The organism is Terribacillus sp. AE2B 122 (assembly GCF_902497585.1).
GTDB lineage: Bacteria > Bacillota > Bacilli > Bacillales > Amphibacillaceae > Terribacillus > Terribacillus saccharophilus_A.
The window spans coordinates 264,042-283,316 of the sequence record NZ_LR700945.1; the positions used below are offsets into that span (position 1 = coordinate 264,042).

A 19,275-nucleotide genomic window follows, 5' to 3' on the forward strand; every position below is an offset into this window, starting at 1 on the left:
CATGGGGAAAATCGGAATCTATGGCTCCTCATTTGATCCGGTCACAAATGTCCATTTATGGACGGCCGGCACGGTCGCCCATCGGTGCAAGCTGGATAAAGTCATTTTTCTGCCTTGCTCCAGCAAACGAAAGGACAAACAGCTTCATACGACTGACGAGCATCGCTGGCAGATGGTGCAGATGGCTATACAAGACAATGACTGTTATGTTGCCGATGATTATGAGATGAAGCAGGAAGCTTGGAATGTTTACACGGAACAGACGTTAACTCATTTCAAGGAAGTTTATCCCGATGATGAGGTCTATTTCATCATGGGAGCTGATTTATTAGAGGATATTGGAGCTGGAAAATGGGGCAACAGTGAAGCACTTGTACGAGATAACCGGTTTATAGTGATGGCCCGCAACGATATTGATATGCTGAAGGTAATCAGCCATTCGCCATTGCTGCGCAATCACGATGACGGTCAAACCTTCCATCTGATTGATAAAGGACTGGCGATGGAGATCAGCTCTACTTATATCCGTGATGAATTTGCTGTTGGAGGGGAGCCGAGATATTTGCTGCCGGAGAGCTGTTACCAGTATATTAAGGAGCACCAGTTATACAATTAATATTGTATAGCTGAATAAGATAGGCCCCATTGTAGTCCAAGAGTGTAATAAAAAGACACCTTCTTATGAAAGTGTCTGCTGTTGTTAATTTTCATGACAATATATGCAGGGGTAAAATGAAAGTCATTGATGTATCACAGCAGTAACAGTGAGCGCACTTGATCGACGATATCTATTTAGGTGTTTTACTTAGTTCACTATTCCTCCTATTGCATAAAGTAAAAATGAACCTAAGTATTTACCTATGTTCATGATAAGGGATTCTTGAGAATGAATCTGATTGTGAATCCCTTATCTCATTTCTAAATCGGAGAGTATATGCCATTACATCCTTGCCCCTAACTAAAAACTATTTTGACCCAGTAATAGAGTAGGAACAAAGCAACTATGGTGGAAATAGGGATGACAATAACCGATACTTTGAGATAGTCCATCCACTTCAATTTAATATCATGTTGATTCAGGATGTATAACCAGATCAGTGAAGCCAGCGTTCCGATTGGCAACAGTAGAGACCCAATGTCGCTGCCGATGATACTTGCTAGATAAATTGTCTTTAAAGTGATTGGGTCAAGTCCCATTTCAGTCATCGTAAATGTTCCGATCATCAAGGCTGGATGATTATTAAAGAAGTTAGATAGAATGGAAACCAGACCACCCATGGCAAAGCTTGCATACATCAATCCTTGGCCGACAATCGGTTCACTATATTTAACAAGCAGTTCTGTTAGTCCGATGTTATGCAATCCGTAAATGATGACGTACATGGAAAAGGCGAAAACGAGTATATGCCATGGTGTTTTTTTGATAATGTCGATTGGGTTTGTACGCAAGTAATACCAGCGCCATGCAAGCAACGCAAGCGAACCGAGAACTGCTACGATTGAAATTGGGATGGCCAGATAAGAGGCAACAAATAGTAGGCATCGCATCAAGAACACAAACAACAACAATATAAGCATGAATCTTGATCGTTTTTGTTTAGTGTCTGTAAATATCTTTCTGCCTTTTATCGGTTTGAAGTGTTGTGTGAAAAAGTTTTCCTCGATATCCTTTACAGATTCCGGTAATAATTTAGGCAATCTTTTCTTCACAACGATGAACATTAGCCAAGACATGAACAGTAATGCTAGTGTCGCCGGAACAAACATCATAGCAGTGTGCATGTAAAGTGACATATCAATTATTTCCAGGGCAATCAAATTAACGAGGTTGCTCACTCCAATCGGTGCACTTGAGGCTGTAGCGATAAGGGCACCACTCAATAAATATGGAATTTGCTGATGTGTCGGTAAGCGGAGATTCCTAAGTAGTAAAATTAGGATTGGTGTTGTAATTAAGATACTTCCATCGTTATTGAATAAGAGTGTCATTAAGAAGCATAAGAGTTGAATGTACCAATATAACCGATACCCTGAACCTCGAGCTAAATTAGCTAACTTTGCAGCAACCCAGTGAAAGAAACCGAAACTCTCCAATATAACCGCCATGACGATTGTGGCCATGATCGTAATAGCGGCGCCTCCAATCTTATCCATTATATCTGCCGCATCAGGACCTGAAACTATTCCTGTCAATAAAATTATCGCAGCACCTACTGCTGCTGGGACAGCTTCATTAAGTCCCCGCGGCCTCCAAAAGATGACCAGCATAGTAGCTAGGAATGTGAATACGGTAATTCCTATTTCTAATGTCATCTTGCACAACTCCTTTCTCCTTCCTTTTTTTATCGGAAGTTTGAACCTCCCCCGACCTGTTTTTTACATGTATATTCAAATTCGGATAGAAGGACTAGATTTTTATACCTAAATTGTCGAAATGTATGTTTGTCTGCTAGAGTGATTTGTCTAGAAAGAGAAATGGAAGGCACCGTCCATGTACGTTTACAGGGGGGCTTTCTACAGGAATTATGGAGACGTAAAGCAAAGGGTAACTAGAAACGTAGGTTCTTATGCTAGATTTCTTATAAATGAATAAGTATAGAAGTGTAAAAGGTAGATAGAAGGAAGGAAATGAGGTTAGAGGAACCTTATAGTTAAGTCTGAGGCACGAGCTTAAAAATGCAATAAGAAAAAACCCTTAAAAATAAGGGTTTTTGAAAGATGGAGCATAGCGGGCTCGAACCGCTGACCTCTTCGCTGCCAGCGAAGCGCTCTCCCAGCTGAGCTAATGCCCCGTATTTGATTTATCGTCACAAAAGTATTATAGCGCTTCTTTCCTTTACTGGCAACATTTTTTCATAAGCACGATTATCGGACTCTACCGGCTGCTATGATATAATCTATTTAACAAAAGTCGATTTGGAGGACGATGCAGTGCGGTTTGTGAGTATAGATTTTGAGACGGCGAATCGATATTGGTCAAGTGCTTGTTCGGTAGGTGTTGCTGTAGCGGATGAGACGGGTGTGATTGATGAATGGTATACCTTGATCAATCCATTGATGGAATTCGAAGAACAGAATATCCACGTGCATGGGATCCTTCCGCGAGATGTGGAAGATGCGCCGACGTTCAAGGAAATTTGGCCGAAGTTAAGCAGTTATCTGGCAGGTAATGTTGTCATCGCGCATAACGCGAGTTTCGATATGGGTGTCATTCGAAAAGCGGTGGCACGTTACGGATTGGAAATGCCGGATTTTGATTATCTATGTACGCGGATTATCGGCAAGAAGGTGTGGCCGGATATGGAGAACCATCGGCTGAATACGTTAGCTGCCAGCAAGGAGATCACGTTCGAGCACCATAATGCCATGGAGGATGCGCGAGTTGCCGCAAATATCTTTCTGCATGCGATGGCGGATTCTGGAGTACAGAGTATAGAGGAACTGACCAATGTGTTGAAGGTCAATCGGAAAAGCATTCATGATACAAGCTCATCTGGCAGCAGATCAAGATACGGGGATATCAAGCCACAGACAGATCAATTTGATCCAGCCCACCCGTTCTATCGGAAACAGGTAATGTTCACGGGGACGATGAAGAGTTTGAAGCGAAAGGATGCCATCCAAAGACTAGTCAATGTAGGCGGCGTGCACACAGATAAAATGGACACGTCTACCCGCTATCTTGTTGTCGGAGCTAGAGATTATGAAAAATTCGCTGCCGGCAAGAAAACGAGTAAACTCATTCAAGCGGAGCGGATGATTGAGTATGGACGTCCGCTGCGGATCATCTCAGAAGAAAAATTCCTATCATTGGTGTAAGGAGTTCTCGGTACGAGAACTCCTCTTTTTATGGAGGGGACACGATGTATGAATTAAAGGAAACCGATCTGACTAAAGAGGCGTATATACAATTGCTGGATAGATTATTTGATAGTTGTGATACAGTCAGTTTTGCCGTGCTTCCTAAGAAGATGATGGGGCAAAAGGAAACGCTGCATCGGCTGCTGCAAGAACTGGAGCCGTATTTCCAGGAAATTGTCCATGATAACGCTACAAGAGCTAACCTTTTCGGTGCTAATGTATCTGTACCGAATTATTATTACCGTATTTGTCCGGAATCTAAGCAGTTGATAATGCAGGCAGCGGAAAATCTTTTCTATTGGCAGCAGCCAGAACTTCCAGAGGATCTGTCTTTTATGAGGAAGGAAGAAGAATATTTCGTGACGAATGCTCATGAAGGATATGCAATGCTTTTTGCAGATGATAAACAATTAATAGAACTTGGGGGAACATTATGGAGCAGAATCAAATAGAAACGAAGAAATTTGATTGGCGCTTATTTCTGGCGTTGGTCAAAGGTACTAAACCGCCTAAGGTGATTGTCATTGTCGCGTTGGTCATGAGTTTATTGACGACAGGGGTAGGATTCACAGTACCGTTGTTCACAAAGAATTTAGTGGATGGTTTCTCCGGGCAATCCATTACTGGCGTGCAAATTGCAATATTGGTTATCGCTTTTGTGCTGCAGGCATTAGCTAGTGGATTGTCCATCTACTTGCTAGCGAAAATCGGCCATCATGTCGTGGCGAAGCTGCGCGAGAGACTATGGGACAAGCTATTGCATCTGCCAATCAGGTTCCATCATGATAATGAGACAGGAGAGACGCTCAGCCGAGTGACGAATGACACAGCGGTTGTAAAAGAGCTAATCACGGATCATCTGACTAGTTTCGTTACAGGTATTATTTCCATAGTCGGGGCGATTATTATTCTGTTAGTTCTTGACTGGAAGATGACGATTGTCATGCTGCTTGCAGTTCCGATCGCAATTGGGATCATCATGATACTTGGCCGCAAGATGTATCGGGTATCAAAAATAATGCAGGAGGAGACAGCGAAGTTCACAGCAGTCCTGAACCAGGTGCTGCCGGAAATGAAGCTTGTCAAAGCCTCGAATGCAGAACATGTAGAAATGGAACGCGGTAACAAAGGTATACGCTCTTTATTTACGTACGGCTTGAAAGAAGCAAAGATTCAAGCGTTATTGTCGCCGCTCATGCTCTTCATCATGATGCTGCTACTTGTAACCATTATCGGTTACGGTGGTGTCCGTGTTGCATCCGGAGCATTATCCGCAGGTGACATGGTAGCGTTCATCTTGTATTTGTTCCAGATCATCATGCCAATGACGCAGCTATCCATGTTCTTTACCCATCTTCAGAAGGCAATGGGGGCAACGGAACGTATTTATGATGTACTTGGAGAAGATACAGAGGATAGTGATAAAGGAGAACCGATACATCGCGTAGATGGAGATTTGCATATCAACCATGTAAGTTTTGCTTATCAAGCGGAACAGGTCTTGCATGATCTCAGTTTTACAGCTCCTGCTGGGAAGGTGACCGCGATTGCCGGCCCAAGCGGTGGGGGAAAATCCACACTATTTGGTTTACTAGAGCGCTATTACGAGCCAACTAGCGGTACAATCCAACTTGATAACACTCCTATACAGGATTTCAAACTGCATGATTGGCGGCGCCAAATCGGATATGTGGCACAAGAGACGGCGCTGTTATCCGGTACTATACGTGAAAATATCTGTTATGGTTTGGAAAGGGAAATATCTCAGGAAGAGCTGGAACGCGTATCAGAAATGGCTTATGCCAAGCAGTTCATAGAAGAGCTTCCTGATAGCTATGAAACAAAGGTTGGCGAGCGGGGAGTGAAGCTATCAGGCGGGCAACGGCAGCGTATTGCGATTGCAAGGGCGCTTTTACGTGATCCGCAGATCCTCATGCTGGATGAGGCGACTTCGAGTCTTGATAGCAGTTCAGAGATATATGTTCAGCAGGCATTACAGAATTTAATGCAAAATAGAACTACCTTCGTAATAGCTCACCGACTGTCGACAATTGTAGATGCTGATCAAATCGTATTTATCGAAAAAGGACGTATTACTGGCATCGGAACACACGAAGAGTTGTTTGAGAGTCATAATCTATACCGGGAATTCGCATCCCAACAGCAGCTGCTTGCGGGTAAAATGGAATAAATCGAACCTTTCTTCGCATACTAGGCGAAAAGGGGGTTCTATCATGCCGAAGAAAAAGCCCAATAATGATCATCAATTCAAGGAAAACAAGAATCATGGCGAAAAACGGAATGGCCGATTGAGCCAGTTCAAGAATAATGTCAATGGACCAGGCCAAGCGGAAAACGAATATATTTCTGCTAAGGAAGACTAAAAAAGCTGCTGCCTCTAAATGTGAGGCAGCAGCTTTTTTCAATTCATCCAATTGACGAGGACGAATAAGATTGGTAAGACAACAATAAGCGAAGATGTCGCAACGATCCAATTTGAGTTGGCCAGCTCCATATCAAGATTGTAAAGCCTCGGCGGTACGAGAGATGCTACTGCAGGCGGCATAGCGGACATTATGAGTAACACCTGTAATAATATACCGTCATATAAGTTGCCAAGTCCGAGTAAATAGGCACCACCGGTGATGACAAGCGGCACAGCCAGAAACTTGATCGGAATCAGCCAAATGCTCAAATTCCAGTATTTCTTCACCGATGCAATTCGCATACTGAAGCCGATCGGGATTAGGAGCAGGATGGATGCTAATGCAACAAGGGTTGAATTGCTTGCGCTCAGCCATTCAAATCTATCTATTGGCGATAGGTTCAGCGCAGCACCAACGACGATAGAGCAGAAGGTAATCATAATGAATGGATCTTTTATGATCCGCATCACACGTGACCCTGAGGCATTATCTTCAATTGTTCCGTATGATTTTGCGATTGGGTAGATGATTGTATAGTATGTGAATTCTTCAAGCAGACGGAACATGGCAGCATATGCGACTGCTTGCTCGCCAATGAACAGCACACAGAAAAGCAATCCGAAGCTTCCAAGGTTGAGGAATGCTCCAGAAACGAACATGGATCCAATCTGGTCTCTCGGCAGCTTCTGCCATTTAGAGAAGAGCAAGGCCAGACCTGCACCTAGGAATATCGTTATAATCCCGAAGATAGGTAAGTAGATCAGTTTGACATTAGTAAGGTCAGCTGACCAGAAGGCACTAATTAAGATAATTGGATTCAGGACGAGCAGGACGACCCGAATCAGCGCATTCATGAAATAATTAAGCGAGAACCATTCCGGAAGCCGATATTTCTCGGCGATTATCCGGATGACCCTGCCGATGATAAGTCCGATCAGAATGATGGATATGGCATAGATGAAACTTCCGATAAGGCCGTTCCTCCTTTTAGCAAGATGCTACATGATGTATTCCCTGTTTTCTATTATATACAGCATTCATAATTGTATCGATATTGCAGGGTATTGTCTAAAGAAATTGGTGAATTAGGCTTGTATAAAAAAACACCTGCCATATTAGGCAGGTGTTCCACAATCATTCTTCCTCTGTCTCCGAACGATTATTATAATCATAATCACTTGCCTTTACTGGCGTCCAGCCTTCCGGATCATAGAAGCGCAGCAGGTCACCATAAAGGATTTTATCGTTGAGACTTAGCATCTTAGCTAATTCCTCTTTTTCTTTTTTGATTTCTTCAATCTTGGCTTCATCTTCGACTATTTCTCCAGTCGCAGTATCGTAATACGTGTCGCCAAGTACGGTGTAATCCTTGCTGATGAAATCACCATTACGTAGGCCTACTACATCGTTATGCTCCTCGGACAGTAGATCTGTACCGAACTGGATATACTTAGATGAATCAATACCGAGCAAATGCTCAAGTGTCGGAAGGACATCAAGCTCGCCGCCGTACGTATGGTTTACACCGCCTTCAAGACCTGGAGCCTTGATCATGAGCGGTACACGCTGCATTTGAGCATTTTGATAATCCGTCATTTCTTTTCCAGTAATCTCTTCCATAGCACGATTGTGGTTCGTAGAGATACCATAGTGGTCTCCGTAAAGCAGGATAACAGAGTTATCATACATTCCGGATTCCTTCAGGTCGATGAAGAATTGTTCCAATGCTTCATCCAGATAGCGTGCTGTCTGGAAGTAGTTATCGACAGTAGAGTCTCCGGTTGTTGCTTTATCGATCGTAGCGTCTTCTGGATCAAGTGTGAACGGATAATGGTTCGTCAGTGTGATCAAATGTGCATAGAATGGCTGATCAAGTGATTCGAGCAACGGCATGGACTCCTCGAAGAACGGTTTATCCTTCAGACCGTAGTTGATCGAGTTTTCCATATTGTAATAAGTGGAATCGAAGAAATGATCGACTCCGAATTGCTTGTAAATTTCATCACGGTTCCAGAATGTCTTCTCGTCACCGTGTAATACAGCGCTCGTATAGCCTTGCTCCTGGTTTAGGATGGCAGGCGCTGCTTGATAAGTGTTAGTACCTTTTACAGAGAAAGCAGATCCTTGCGGAAGTCCGTATAAAGAGTTATCCATTAACAGCTCTGCGTCTGCGGTTTTACCTTGTTCTGTTTGGTGAAAGAAGTTATCGAAATAAGTTATTTGCTTATCATTCACAAGTGAATTCAGGAATGGTGTAACTTCTTCGCCATTCAATTTGTAATTGATCAGGAAGCTTTGGAAGCTTTCCAAATGAATTTTAATAACGTTCATGCCTTCTGCTTTTCCGAAGTATTTCGCATTCGGTTCAGCATAGTTTGCCTCAGTGAATTCTGTCACTTCGGATAAATCACTTGGACTTGCCATAACTCGTTGAGTAGAAGTCTTCGCATTTTGTATCGCATCATAAATTGTATAGTTGTAAGGTCCAAGATATTTCACCAAGTACGTGCGGTCGAATGTGCGCTGCAGAAGCTGCGGGCGATCGACTTCAGCTAGTCCAAGGTTGACTGCGAATAGAGCCACACCGGAGATGATGACCATGGCTGTCTTCCGGAAAGCAAGACGCTCGATATTCCAGTTCTTTCTTGTGTAAATATACAAGACGATCAGCAAGATGATGTCTAGGAAGTAGATGAAGTCATAACCTTGCATCAGTCCAAAGATACTGCCGCCCATACCGGAACTTAAATTATCTGTTTGTTTTAATGTTGGCAGGGTAATGAAATCATTAAAGAATCGGTAGTACAGAACATTGGCGTAAAGCAAGAAGCTCATGATGAAATCAATGACTAAAAGCCAAATCCCCATTCGTCTGCCTTTTGCTAGGAATGCAAGTCCCAGAAATACAATACTCGCACTAAGCGGGTTTATTACTAGCAGGAATTCCTGCATGCCATTTGTTATGTCCAGGTTAAATTCCTGTTTATAGGAAAAATACGTCTTGGCCCATAAGAAAATAACGGCCAGCGCAAAAAATCCTTTCTTTGAAGCCAGGAGCTTCTTCATTATCTTTCACCTCTTCATTTTCTTATCAGGCGTCATATTGAGTTGAACAACGACATAGATTCTATCAATTTATAATCTAAAAAACAACTAAGTCCCAAAACAAAATTGGGCTCATAATCTATAAATATAACAGATTCCTACGAAAAAGCAAAATGGGAAATTTATCCCGAAAAAAAAGAGTGCAATTTGCACTCTTTTTACAATGCACCTGCTGCACCCGTTGTCTGGGTTTCAATCGGCTGCTGATGTTTCCATTGCTTATATGCCGCTACATCCTGTTGGATCTGCTTAAAGGTGAAGGCGATGAGCGCAACGTCATCAAGCAGTCCTCCTGGAATAAAATCAGGTACAAAATCAATTGGACTAAGGAAATAGAGGAAGGTTGCTGCAATCATCAGCAGCGATTTTTTAGGCAGGTGGGTGTACGCACCTTTGCGCCAGTCGCGAAGCATGTCCACCATCAACTGCAAATCTGACCAGATCTCCGCGAGTTTACCTTTATTATCCGTTGCTTTAGTTGATACATTTGCAAGGAGCTCCTTCGATTTTTCCTTATCCTGTAGCAATGCTTTTGCCTTTGGAGTATAAGCATGCCGTTTCTCCAGGAGCTGTTTTAGGTTCCATTTCATAAGGTGTGCCTCCTTGTCTGCTTCTAGTTTCTATTATGAGGAACAATTCCCTGTCATGCAAGGAAGGGGCTTCAGTCAATTTTTTTCACGAGCACCCGGTATCGTTCCGGCAGCGTATCTTTTGCCTTCACATGCTGCATGAAGGATTCTGCTTCTTCATATGTGTCAAAAGTGTATACTTCTCCGTCCTTTCCGACGAATTCAAGCTTCACTTGGTTTGAGTCGATTGCAATGACTTTAAACATAGTGCTCTCCTTTCGAATGCTGACAGCACCATTTGGCCGCTGGCAGAAAGAGCTGAGGTATCAGGTTTTTCCAGCTCAGATGACTCAAGATGATGTTTTTTAAAAATGAAATTAAAAAATAGTTCACCTATCTATTATAAAGAAAGTAAGCAGAGAGAGGAAGCGAGAACTCAAAAATGGGGAAAAGCAGGCAGCGGGGGCTGCCTGCTTTTCTGTTGTTGTTAGAAATAAGTGTGGTGAGACGAACGAAATATGTGGGAGGTAATGCTGTTAGAAACATATTTTATCGTTCTCAGTTATATAGACGTGCGCCAATATGAAATGGTTTCATTTTTTTTAAGAAAAGTTTCGAGAGGTTTAGGTTCAACAGGCAAAAGGTATAGTCTTTCAACTAACAAGATAAAGGAGATTGGTACCATGCAAGCAGTCACGTTCCAAGGTAAGGAAAATATCGAAGTCAAGTCAGTAGAAGCTCCTTCGATCGAGAAATCGACCGATATGATCGTACGTATTACAGCTACTGGTATCTGCGGTTCTGATCTGCATTTGTATCATGGTGGAATTACGCCGGAGAAGGATTATATCATTGGTCACGAACCGATGGGTATTGTAGAAGAAGTGGGACCTGATGTAAAAAACCTGAAAAAAGGAGACCGTGTTGTCATCCCATTCAATATTGGCTGCGGCGAATGCTATTATTGTAACCACCAGATGGAAAGTCAATGTGATAACTCGAATGGCAATCCGCATACTGATGCTGGAGGATTATTCGGGTTTGCAGATCAGTTCGGTGACTATCCTGGAGGGCAAGCGGAGTATCTGCGTGTACCATTTGCTGATTTCACCTCCTTCAAAGTACCTGAATCAAGTGAACTGAAGGATGAAAGTGTTGTATTCCTATCCGATGTTATTCCAACAGCTTATTGGAGTGTAGAAAACAGCGGAGTCAAAAAAGGGGATACTGTCATCATCTTGGGTGCAGGTCCAATTGGCCAGATGGCGCAGAAGTTTGCTTGGCTGAAAGGTGCAGAGCGCGTTATTGCAGTAGATAATGTACCGCATCGACTGGCGCATGCTAAACGGATGAATAATGTAGAAACTTATGACTTTACCAATAATCCTGAAATCGGTTCCTTGCTTCATAGCGATACAAATGGCGGAGCTGATGTTGTAATTGATTGTGTCGGTATGGATGGAACAGTCCCGGAAGGTGTAACATTCGGTTCTGAGCATGACAACCAGTTCGGAACAATTCAGCCAATCATTACAGCTAGTGAAGCGGTCGGTAAATTCGGAACTGTTCAACTGACTGGCGTATACGGAACAGAAGCAAATGGATTCCCAATTGGTGATTTCTTCACGCGGAACGTGACTCTTACAATGGGACAGGCTCCGGTTATCCATCTGATGCCGAAGCTATATCAGATGGTAGAGGAAGGGGTATTCGATCCTACGGATATCATCACACACACAATGAAAATTAGTGAAGCAAAAGAAGCGTACAAAATATTCGACGAAAAGTCGGATAATAACATCAAAGTACTATTGAAGCCATAAAAAAACAGGAGCTGCGAGATGCAGCTCCTGTTTTAGTTTGTTTTGGTAGTTTCTTCATATAGGTGTGATCTCTTTTTGAACCAATGGAAGGAATGCGTGACGATGACCTTCAGAATCGCATATCCTGGAACGGCTAAGATAACGCCAACTACACCGAATAGATTTCCGGCAGTTAGGATAACGAATATGATCGTAATAGGGTGTACGCGAATGTTTCGTCCCATAATCTGCGGAGTAATCAGCTTCCCTTCTACTAACTGAACGATCGTCCAGACAATAATCAGCTTCAGAAGCATGAACGGCGATGTAACAATCGCAATAATGATCGCAGGTGTAATGGCTATCGCTGGGCCAAGATAAGGAACTACACTAGTGAACGCCGCGATGACGGCAAGTACTGGTGCGTAATCAAGACCAATAATCATATAACCGATATACAGCAGGATACCAATGACAAAGCTGACAATTATCTGACCGCGTATGTAGGAACTGATCTGATGGTTCATCTCGGACATTACTTCGTAAGTTTGGCTGCGAAAGCGTACTGGAAGCAATTTTAAAATATAGACTGGCAGTTTCTTGCCATCCTTCAGTAAATAGAAGAGGATGAAAGGCACTGTTACAATAGCTATGATTACTTCTGTTACTGCGCCGACAAAGCTCGTCAAGTTAGTGAACAAATTATTCAGCATGCTTGTTCCGCGAGTCTGTAACTCATTCAGAATCTGATTGAAATCAAAATTGCCTGATTGCTGAATCTGATTGACGATATTGCTGCCTGTTATAGATTGGACCACGTCAATGCCTTGCTCAAAATAGTCGGTACTATTTTCAATCAAGCTTAATGTCTGTTCCTTCAGTACAGGAATAACTAAGCTGATAAGAATTGTCAGTAGTCCAATAATTACAAGGTAGAGGACGATGATGGAATAAATGCGTTTAACACGCTTTTTCTCTAGGTAATTGACGATCGGCACTGTCAAATAATAGACAATACCTGATAATATGATGGGCAATATAATTGTTTTCACGATGACGACAATTGGCGTGAAAATAAATGATACTCGTGAATAGATGAGTACATTCAGCCCGATGATGAAAAGAATCAGCATCGCGATGACAAATTTATTATTTAGGAAAAATTTGCTGAATTTCCCCGGTTTGGTACGTTGTAAGTCTGGCATGGCAATCCTCTCCTCTTTGGCCTGCTGTTCCGTAATTCTATCGTTCCTTCTATCGTTCTATCATTATAGCCTAATATAAAGGCGAATAACCGTTATGTTTATTTTAATCTTATGTACAGAATTAATCTACTTAAGTACTCGATGTAAAGCAAGATTAAGTGTTAATAATTTAATTGGGTAAATTATCAACAACATTATCAACAGTAACATCTTTGTGAATTAAACTAAAAATAGACTTATGCACATTATCCACAACCTTAAGTTGGATAATTGTGCACAAGTCAGTTGGTACTGACATAATGTCAGTATACATCATGCAGATGATTATAAAGCTTGTTCCAGCGCTTCGGATAAGGCAGGGAATCGGAATTGGTATCCGCTATCGAGCGCTTTTTTTGGATAGACACATTGTCCTTCGAGAACTAACGTGCTCATTTCACCCAAAGCTTTCTGTATGACTGGAGCTGGTGCTGCAGTCCAATAAGGGCGATGCAGAGTCTTGGCTAGTGCCTTGCTGAAATCCCTATTCCGCCGCGGAGAGGGTGCAGTGACATTGAGCGGTCCTTTGATGGAATCCTGTTCGATTGCATAAGCAATCAACCCTGCTGCATCTTGGACATGTATCCAGGAAAGCCATTGCTCGCCGCTGCCTATCTTCCCGCCTGCGAAATAACGGAAAGGCAGCTGCATGAGCGGAAGTGCTCCTTTATCACCCAAAACAATGCCAAAGCGTGCAAGGACTGTCCGGATTCCGAGCCTTTTTGCTTGCTTAGCGGTTTCTTCCCACTCATATGTCACGTCTGCCAGAAAATCCTGTCCACGCTTTGTTGTATCTTCGGTGAAAGCGTCTTGTTCGCTTGTACCGTAATAGCCGACAGCAGAACCGCTAACAAAGACTTTTGGCTTCTTCGACATTTTCCCGATCATATCAACAAGTGTTTCCGTAGCTTCCATACGGCTGCTTCTGATATCTTCCTTTTTTTCCTTCGTCCACTTGCCGAATAGGCTGGTTCCGGCCAGGTTGACGACTGCATCAATCTCCGGAAGCTCAGAAAGCGGGTCAAATCCTTTTTTCAGCCATCCAATATACGTGACTTGTTTCGTATCCAGTTTCTTCTCTGGTGAACGAGTAAGGATATACACATGATGTCCCTTCTCAATCAGTGTCTCTGCCAGCTGCTTTCCGACGAAACCTGTTCCGCCGCTAATGACGATATTCATGATTGATTCCTCCTTTTATATTAGGTAAGCTTACAATTTTGTATGGTGTCATTTCGTGTTAAAATAGAGACACAGAGGTGTCGAATATGGTTAAAATCACGAAAATCACGACCCAAAAAAACAATATCGGGCGCTATAATATCTTTCTCGACAACGGTAAAGGCGAAAAGTTTGGCTTCGGTCTCGATGAAGATGTCCTGATCACAAGCGGTATCACTAAAGGACAGGAGATCTCCGAGGAAGCTTTGCAGTCCATTATCGAAAAAGATGCTGCACATAAGTGTTTTACCCTTGCTTTACAATATTTAAGCTACCGGATGCGTTCCAAAAAAGAAATAAAAACGTATTTGATGAAGAAAGAGCAGAATCCGACACATGTCGAAGAGACGCTGACTAGGCTAGAGGAACAGGGATACACCGATGATGCCTCTTTTGCCGGCGCTTTTGTTCGGACGAAGGTAAATACGACAAGCAAAGGTCCGCTCGTCATCCGGAAGGAATTGCAGGAAAAAGGTATTACCGGGGCAGCGGCAGATCAAGCGATGACATTTTACACATTCGAAAAAGAGCTGGAGAAAGCTGTCAAGCTTGCCGGTTCGAAGCTGCAGACAAAAGCAAAGAAATCTCATCAAGAGAAAATCCAGCTTGCACAGCAGCAGCTGCTTTCGAAAGGCTTTTCAAGTGCTGCTGCCAAGGAAGCGGTGTCCTTGGTACTCTCGGATTCCGATCAGGATACAGATGCAGAGCTTGAAGCAGTCCGATATCAGGGAGACAAGCTTTTGCGCAAATATGCGCAAAAAGCGGAAGGCTATGAGCTTAATCAGAAAATTAAGATGGCACTTTATCGAAAGGGCTTCCCGATGGAACTGATTCAGAAGTATATTGAGGAAGCTAAAGAAAAAGACCTTTACTAACGGAAAGCAGGTGCGAAAATGCAATTACGTTATAGTGATTTGACAGTGGAGCAATTGAAGGAAGAAATGAAACAGCTGAAGATTCAGCAGCAGAAGGCAGAGCAAATGGGGAACTTCAGTGAATATCAAATTTTGGAGCGAAAACGGCAGATGGCCAAAGCTTATACGATGAATCCGGATGAGTTCAAGCCAGGTGCGACATACCAAATCAAGGGTGATAGGTCGCATGTTTTTACGATTGATTATCTAAACGGAGTTTTTGCCTGGGGCTATCGTCGCCAGGGCAGTGAAAAAGGACAAGAGCTGGAAGCCTTGCCGATCAGTGTGCTCGGCAGGGTGACTATGTAATTGCCTCGGCTGGAAAGCCGAGGTATATTTTATCTGCGGTTTTTCTTTACTGCTTGAGTACGGATAATGATATCAGTCTGTGTTTGCTGTGTTTCTCCATTCACCTGGTTATTCGCATGTTTCGCTGTAGTGCGAGGGGACTGAATAACGGAATTGATGGTGCCTGTTTTAGAAAAACGATCAAACTTGGACATTTTATCTGCCTCCTCGAGCAAGGGTTGGATGCCCCGCAGTACTTCTAGCTTGTGCTAAATTTTCACGAATATGTTGGGATTTTGATGGAAGGGAAGAAAGATGAATGGAAAATAAATTCCGTGAGCTTGCTGCACTTTTGCAGCAGCAGAACGAACGATTGACAATAGATGAGGCTCGGACATGGGTTGAGATTCTTTGGGAGGATTTCGAAGCAACACGTGCAAAGGCCGGTCGTAAGTATCAAGGACAGGAAATGACAGAGGCAATTGTGCGTCAGTGGATCCAGCATTATGGCCCAAGACTAGATGAGTTCCTCGACAGTAATCCGAAGTACCATCATCTATTCATGGAACGAAGACAACAATAAAAAAACCTGGAGAAAAAATCTCCAGGTTTTATAATGCAGACGGATTGTCATCTGTAATCAGTTTTCGCTGCAGCTTTTGTTCGGAGAAAATCCACCCGGTATAGGAGCTCATCACTTGATTATTATCATCGATTTGAACGACTGCTTTGAATGGATAATGCTGTGCGCTATTATGGTAGCGAAGGTCAATCAGCCGTAATTCGGTGAAATCATCATACATGTTTACTTCCCATGTGAAAACGGGGGAGAAGCTGAGAAAGGCTGCAATATTCTTGTCCTCTCTGGCAACTTCTATCAGTTCATTATCTGGCAAGGGCTTCCGTTCGAATTCATCAATGATGCGAAGCTGCCAATTCTCTACTTTCCCAACATAAAAACGATCAGGGGCAGTAATGGCAACACGCCAAAATGCTTGTTTCATTGTCGGTGAAGTAGCGATGATTTGAGCATCAGGTATTTTTTCTTTCACTTGTTTGATAATTCGTCGCTTATCCAAGTAACGCTTCACATAGTACAGGACAAGGATCGCGTAGATAACGGCGAAAGTAAGACCAGGCTCCATGCCGATCAGCCAAAGAACGATACCGATCACATGCATCGTGAAGATGAAAGGATCGAATGTGTTAATGAAGCCGTAAGCGACCCAGCGCCGGGTGAACGGCCTGTATGCCTGTGTGCCGTAAGCGTTGAATACATCGACAAATACGTGCAGCACAACAGCTCCGAATGTCCAAAGCCATAGATGCAGGAAGTTGATTTCTGGTACTAACACGTACAGCAGCAGGGAAATCGCAAGTCCCCACAATATGACAGCGGGCATGCTATGCGTAATTCCCCGGTGGTTTCGTAAATAAGAAGCATTGTTGCGTAATTTCAGTACTGTATCAAAGTCGGGTGCCTGTGAACCAAGGATCGTGCCAGCAAGTACTGCATTGAACAATACAGGATCTTGGTGAACAGCAGGATCGAGTGTGGCAAGCCCGCCTAGGGCTATTCCCATTACGATATGGGTACCAGTGTCCATCTTAATGTCCTCCTTCTGATGAAACCAAACCACCTAATACTTTTAATATTGTAACACGGAGCGTGAGTTAATTTGCAATTAGACGATCTACATGTTAAGTTTCAACATTTTTCTATAAATTTATTTCAAGATGATTTAATTAATTGGTTCCAGCAGGAAAAACGTGCACTGCCTTGGCGCGAAAATCAGGACCCCTACCGGATCTGGGTATCGGAAATCATGCTTCAGCAGACGAAGGTGGATACGGTAATACCCTACTTTCATCGTTTTATGGAACGATTTCCGACAATACAAGCATTGGCCGAAGCGGAGGAGCAGGACGTTCTAAAAGCGTGGGAAGGCTTAGGATACTATTCCCGAGCTCGGAATCTTCAAACTGCTGTACGTGAGGTGTCTGAGATATACGGCGGTAAAGTACCAGACAACGTGGAAGAGCTTGGTAAGCTCAAGGGCGTTGGACCGTATACAAAGGGTGCCATACTTAGCATCGCATACGGAATTCCGCAGCCAGCAGTAGATGGGAATGTAATGCGGGTTTTATCCAGAATTCTATTGATAACCGAAGATATCGCCAAGCCGAAAGCAAGAAAGATTTTTGAGGCTGCAGTCGAAGAAATGATTTCACATAGTAATCCTTCTGCATTCAACCAAGGATTGATGGAACTCGGTGCACTGATCTGTACACCAAAAAAACCTGCATGTTTATTATGTCCGGTGCAGTCGCATTGTACAGCATTCAAGCAAGGATTGCAGGAGGAGCTTCCGATTAAATCAAAAGGCAAGAAGCAGAAGACGATGCCATACCTTTCTGTTGTTGTGGAAAACGAGCAAGGAGAGGTACTTATTGAAAAAAGGCCTGAGGAGGGCTTATTAGCGAATCTGTGGCAATTTCCGATGGCAGATGCAACGGAAGTTTCCATGGAGCAGCTTGCGTATTGGTTCGGGCTTGAATATGGAATCGCTATCAAGCTAGAGGAGACTTTGCAGCCTGTCCGGCACATCTTTTCCCACATCATTTGGGAAGTGATTGTCTTGCGTGCAACAACAAAAGACAAAGTACCCGAGCAGGGCAGATTTGTTGCGCTGTCTGATATAGATGATTATCCATTTCCGGTTCCGCATCAGAAAATTCTGCAGCAAATTCGCATACCAGAATAAACCAATTTCTTTTTTGTCTTTTTTGGATAACAACGTCACATTCTGGAGAAAGTAATGTGGCGGAGGTGATAACGATGAACAAAAAGACACAATCTGGTACTGAAGTAAACCACGTAAAACAACAAAACCAGAAGTCCCGTCAAGGCGGTTCCAGCCAACAATACGGTACTGAGTTTGCTTCTGAAACAGACGTACAGCAGGTTCAACAACAGAACCAGCAGTCTCGTCAGAAAGCAACTGGCGGTTCCAGCCAACAATACGGTACTGAGTTTGCTTCTGAGACAGACGTACAGCAAGTTCAGCAGCAAAACAGACAGTCCCGCAAGTAAAAAGACGGACATCGTCCGAACTGTTACTTTCGTATGAACCGAGCCCTTCAGCACTCGCTGAAGGGCTCTTTTATCTTTGCTTGGACAACTATCAGCGTTTTTCATTTCCATTGTGTCTGAAATATCTTTATAATATAAAGAAACCATCTTACATAGGACAATAACAAAGGAAGGAAGATTCGCATGGCTGGCCCAGAGGCAGGAACGAAAATTCAGATACACAGCTTTAAGCATAATGGCCAGCTCCATCGGGTATGGGAAAGCAGCACAGTATTGAAGAGTACGGCAGATATCCTGATTGGTGCCAATGATCGGACGATGGTCACGGAAAGCGACGGACGGACGTGGATCACGCGCGAACCAGCCATTGTTTATTTTCATGCGAAGTACTGGTTCAATATTATCGGTATGCTGCGTACAGACGGCATTTATTATTATTGTAATATCAGCTCCCCGTATGTTTATGATGGGGAAGCGCTAAAGTATATCGATTATGATCTGGATATCAAAATCTACCCTGATATGACATTTACGCTGCTTGATGAAGATGAATTCAATGTACACAAGCGCCAAATGAATTATCCACCCGAAATCGAACGAATCCTGTGGAACCAGGTCGATATTCTGATCAGCTGGATCAGGCAAGGAAAAGGACCGTTTTCACCCGATTTCATCGATACATGGTATGAGCTGTTCCTAACCTACAGATAAATAACATAAGCTATGAATCCTTGCCGGAAGCGGCAGGGAT

General features: G+C 43.2%; 21 protein-coding genes and 1 tRNA gene. 12 read left to right on the top strand and 10 right to left on the bottom strand.

Annotation, left to right across the window (positions count from 1 at the left end; all coding sequences use genetic code 11):
• Position 1: 1 nt before the first annotated feature.
• Complete coding sequence (gene nadD / locus AE2B122_RS12215; RefSeq protein ID WP_095218694.1) at positions 2-616, top strand: nicotinate (nicotinamide) nucleotide adenylyltransferase; 615 nt, start codon at positions 2-4, stop codon at positions 614-616.
• Positions 617-954: 338 nt separating this feature from the next.
• On the opposite strand, the gene AE2B122_RS12220 is transcribed toward nadD, so the two are convergent.
• Together AE2B122_RS12220 and AE2B122_RS12225 are read right to left on the bottom strand one after the other, a co-directional pair.
• Entirely contained in the window at positions 955-2,313 is a 1,359-nt protein-coding gene (locus tag AE2B122_RS12220; RefSeq protein ID WP_175074258.1) for an arsenic transporter, read from the bottom strand.
• 406 nt (positions 2,314-2,719) lie between these two features.
• Positions 2,720-2,792: transfer RNA gene (locus AE2B122_RS12225), tRNA-Ala, on the bottom strand.
• Positions 2,793-2,931: 139 nt separating this feature from the next.
• On the opposite strand from AE2B122_RS12225, the gene AE2B122_RS12230 reads away from it, so the two are divergent.
• The 4 genes from AE2B122_RS12230 to AE2B122_RS12245 are packed head-to-tail and all read left to right on the top strand — an operon-like array spanning position 2,932 to position 6,245.
• A complete protein-coding gene (locus tag AE2B122_RS12230; RefSeq protein WP_175074259.1) occupies positions 2,932-3,819 on the top strand; it encodes an exonuclease domain-containing protein in 888 nt (295 codons plus the stop codon).
• Positions 3,820-3,863: 44 nt separating this feature from the next.
• Positions 3,864-4,313 carry a hypothetical protein gene (locus tag AE2B122_RS12235; RefSeq protein ID WP_175074260.1) on the top strand — a complete coding sequence of 150 codons (450 nt, stop codon included), beginning with the start codon at positions 3,864-3,866 and terminating at the stop codon, positions 4,311-4,313.
• A complete protein-coding gene (locus tag AE2B122_RS12240) occupies positions 4,295-6,052 on the top strand; it encodes an ABC transporter ATP-binding protein (RefSeq protein ID WP_175074261.1) in 1,758 nt (585 codons plus the stop codon). Before AE2B122_RS12235 ends, AE2B122_RS12240 begins: the two co-directional genes overlap by 19 nt.
• A 43-nt stretch (positions 6,053-6,095) precedes the next feature.
• Entirely contained in the window at positions 6,096-6,245 is a 150-nt protein-coding gene (locus AE2B122_RS12245) for a hypothetical protein (protein WP_164072018.1), read from the top strand.
• A gap of 38 nt (positions 6,246-6,283) precedes the next feature.
• Here the strand turns inward: AE2B122_RS12245 and AE2B122_RS12250 are convergent, their stop codons facing one another.
• The 4 genes from AE2B122_RS12250 to AE2B122_RS12265 all read right to left on the bottom strand — a co-directional run bounded on the left by AE2B122_RS12250 (position 6,284) and on the right by AE2B122_RS12265 (position 10,227).
• Positions 6,284-7,141, bottom strand: coding sequence for an AEC family transporter (locus AE2B122_RS12250; RefSeq protein WP_095271248.1), 858 nt, complete (start codon positions 7,139-7,141; stop codon positions 6,284-6,286).
• A gap of 280 nt (positions 7,142-7,421) precedes the next feature.
• Positions 7,422-9,353 (bottom strand): LTA synthase family protein, encoded by a 1,932-nt coding sequence (locus tag AE2B122_RS12255; RefSeq protein WP_095271254.1) that lies wholly within the window; start codon positions 9,351-9,353, stop codon positions 7,422-7,424.
• A 197-nt stretch (positions 9,354-9,550) separates the two neighbouring features.
• A complete protein-coding gene (locus AE2B122_RS12260) occupies positions 9,551-9,982 on the bottom strand; it encodes a YkvA family protein (protein ID WP_095218687.1) in 432 nt (143 codons plus the stop codon).
• 71 nt (positions 9,983-10,053) lie between these two features.
• Positions 10,054-10,227: a hypothetical protein gene (locus AE2B122_RS12265; RefSeq protein ID WP_175074262.1), complete on the bottom strand. Its 174-nt coding sequence runs from the start codon at positions 10,225-10,227 to the stop codon at positions 10,054-10,056.
• 417 nt (positions 10,228-10,644) lie between these two features.
• On the opposite strand from AE2B122_RS12265, the gene AE2B122_RS12270 reads away from it, so the two are divergent.
• Positions 10,645-11,784, top strand: a complete 1,140-nt coding sequence (locus tag AE2B122_RS12270; protein WP_095271257.1) for an alcohol dehydrogenase catalytic domain-containing protein — start codon at positions 10,645-10,647, stop codon at positions 11,782-11,784.
• A gap of 32 nt (positions 11,785-11,816) precedes the next feature.
• Here the strand turns inward: AE2B122_RS12270 and AE2B122_RS12275 are convergent, their stop codons facing one another.
• Together AE2B122_RS12275 and AE2B122_RS12280 are read right to left on the bottom strand one after the other, a co-directional pair.
• Positions 11,817-12,968 carry an AI-2E family transporter gene (locus AE2B122_RS12275; RefSeq protein WP_175074263.1) on the bottom strand — a complete coding sequence of 384 codons (1,152 nt, stop codon included), beginning with the start codon at positions 12,966-12,968 and terminating at the stop codon, positions 11,817-11,819.
• Between the two features lie 324 nt (positions 12,969-13,292).
• Complete coding sequence (locus tag AE2B122_RS12280; RefSeq protein WP_175074264.1) at positions 13,293-14,189, bottom strand: TIGR01777 family oxidoreductase; 897 nt, start codon at positions 14,187-14,189, stop codon at positions 13,293-13,295.
• 86 nt (positions 14,190-14,275) lie between these two features.
• On the opposite strand from AE2B122_RS12280, the gene recX reads away from it, so the two are divergent.
• Complete coding sequence (recX, locus tag AE2B122_RS12285; protein WP_175074265.1) at positions 14,276-15,103, top strand: recombination regulator RecX; 828 nt, start codon at positions 14,276-14,278, stop codon at positions 15,101-15,103.
• 18 nt (positions 15,104-15,121) lie between these two features.
• Positions 15,122-15,451, top strand: a complete 330-nt coding sequence (locus AE2B122_RS12290; RefSeq protein ID WP_095218682.1) for a YfhH family protein — start codon at positions 15,122-15,124, stop codon at positions 15,449-15,451.
• Positions 15,452-15,480: 29 nt separating this feature from the next.
• Here the strand turns inward: AE2B122_RS12290 and AE2B122_RS12295 are convergent, their stop codons facing one another.
• A complete protein-coding gene (locus AE2B122_RS12295; protein ID WP_095230634.1) occupies positions 15,481-15,645 on the bottom strand; it encodes a YpzG family protein in 165 nt (54 codons plus the stop codon).
• 104 nt (positions 15,646-15,749) lie between these two features.
• Between AE2B122_RS12295 and AE2B122_RS12300 the strand changes: the two genes are divergently transcribed.
• Positions 15,750-16,013 carry a YfhJ family protein gene (locus tag AE2B122_RS12300; RefSeq protein ID WP_095218680.1) on the top strand — a complete coding sequence of 88 codons (264 nt, stop codon included), beginning with the start codon at positions 15,750-15,752 and terminating at the stop codon, positions 16,011-16,013.
• A 28-nt stretch (positions 16,014-16,041) separates the two neighbouring features.
• On the opposite strand, the gene AE2B122_RS12305 is transcribed toward AE2B122_RS12300, so the two are convergent.
• Positions 16,042-17,037 carry a metal-dependent hydrolase gene (locus tag AE2B122_RS12305; RefSeq protein WP_095218679.1) on the bottom strand — a complete coding sequence of 332 codons (996 nt, stop codon included), beginning with the start codon at positions 17,035-17,037 and terminating at the stop codon, positions 16,042-16,044.
• A gap of 72 nt (positions 17,038-17,109) precedes the next feature.
• Here AE2B122_RS12305 and mutY point away from each other — a divergent pair, with 72 nt between their 5' ends.
• The 3 genes from mutY (at position 17,110) to AE2B122_RS12320 (ending at position 19,235) form a co-directional block, all read left to right on the top strand.
• Positions 17,110-18,195, top strand: coding sequence for an A/G-specific adenine glycosylase (mutY, locus tag AE2B122_RS12310; protein WP_095271267.1), 1,086 nt, complete (start codon positions 17,110-17,112; stop codon positions 18,193-18,195).
• Positions 18,196-18,269: 74 nt separating this feature from the next.
• Positions 18,270-18,524 carry a gamma-type small acid-soluble spore protein gene (locus AE2B122_RS12315; protein WP_095218678.1) on the top strand — a complete coding sequence of 85 codons (255 nt, stop codon included), beginning with the start codon at positions 18,270-18,272 and terminating at the stop codon, positions 18,522-18,524.
• 183 nt (positions 18,525-18,707) lie between these two features.
• Positions 18,708-19,235 (top strand): DUF402 domain-containing protein, encoded by a 528-nt coding sequence (locus AE2B122_RS12320; RefSeq protein WP_095218677.1) that lies wholly within the window; start codon positions 18,708-18,710, stop codon positions 19,233-19,235.
• Positions 19,236-19,275: the final 40 nt, after the last annotated feature.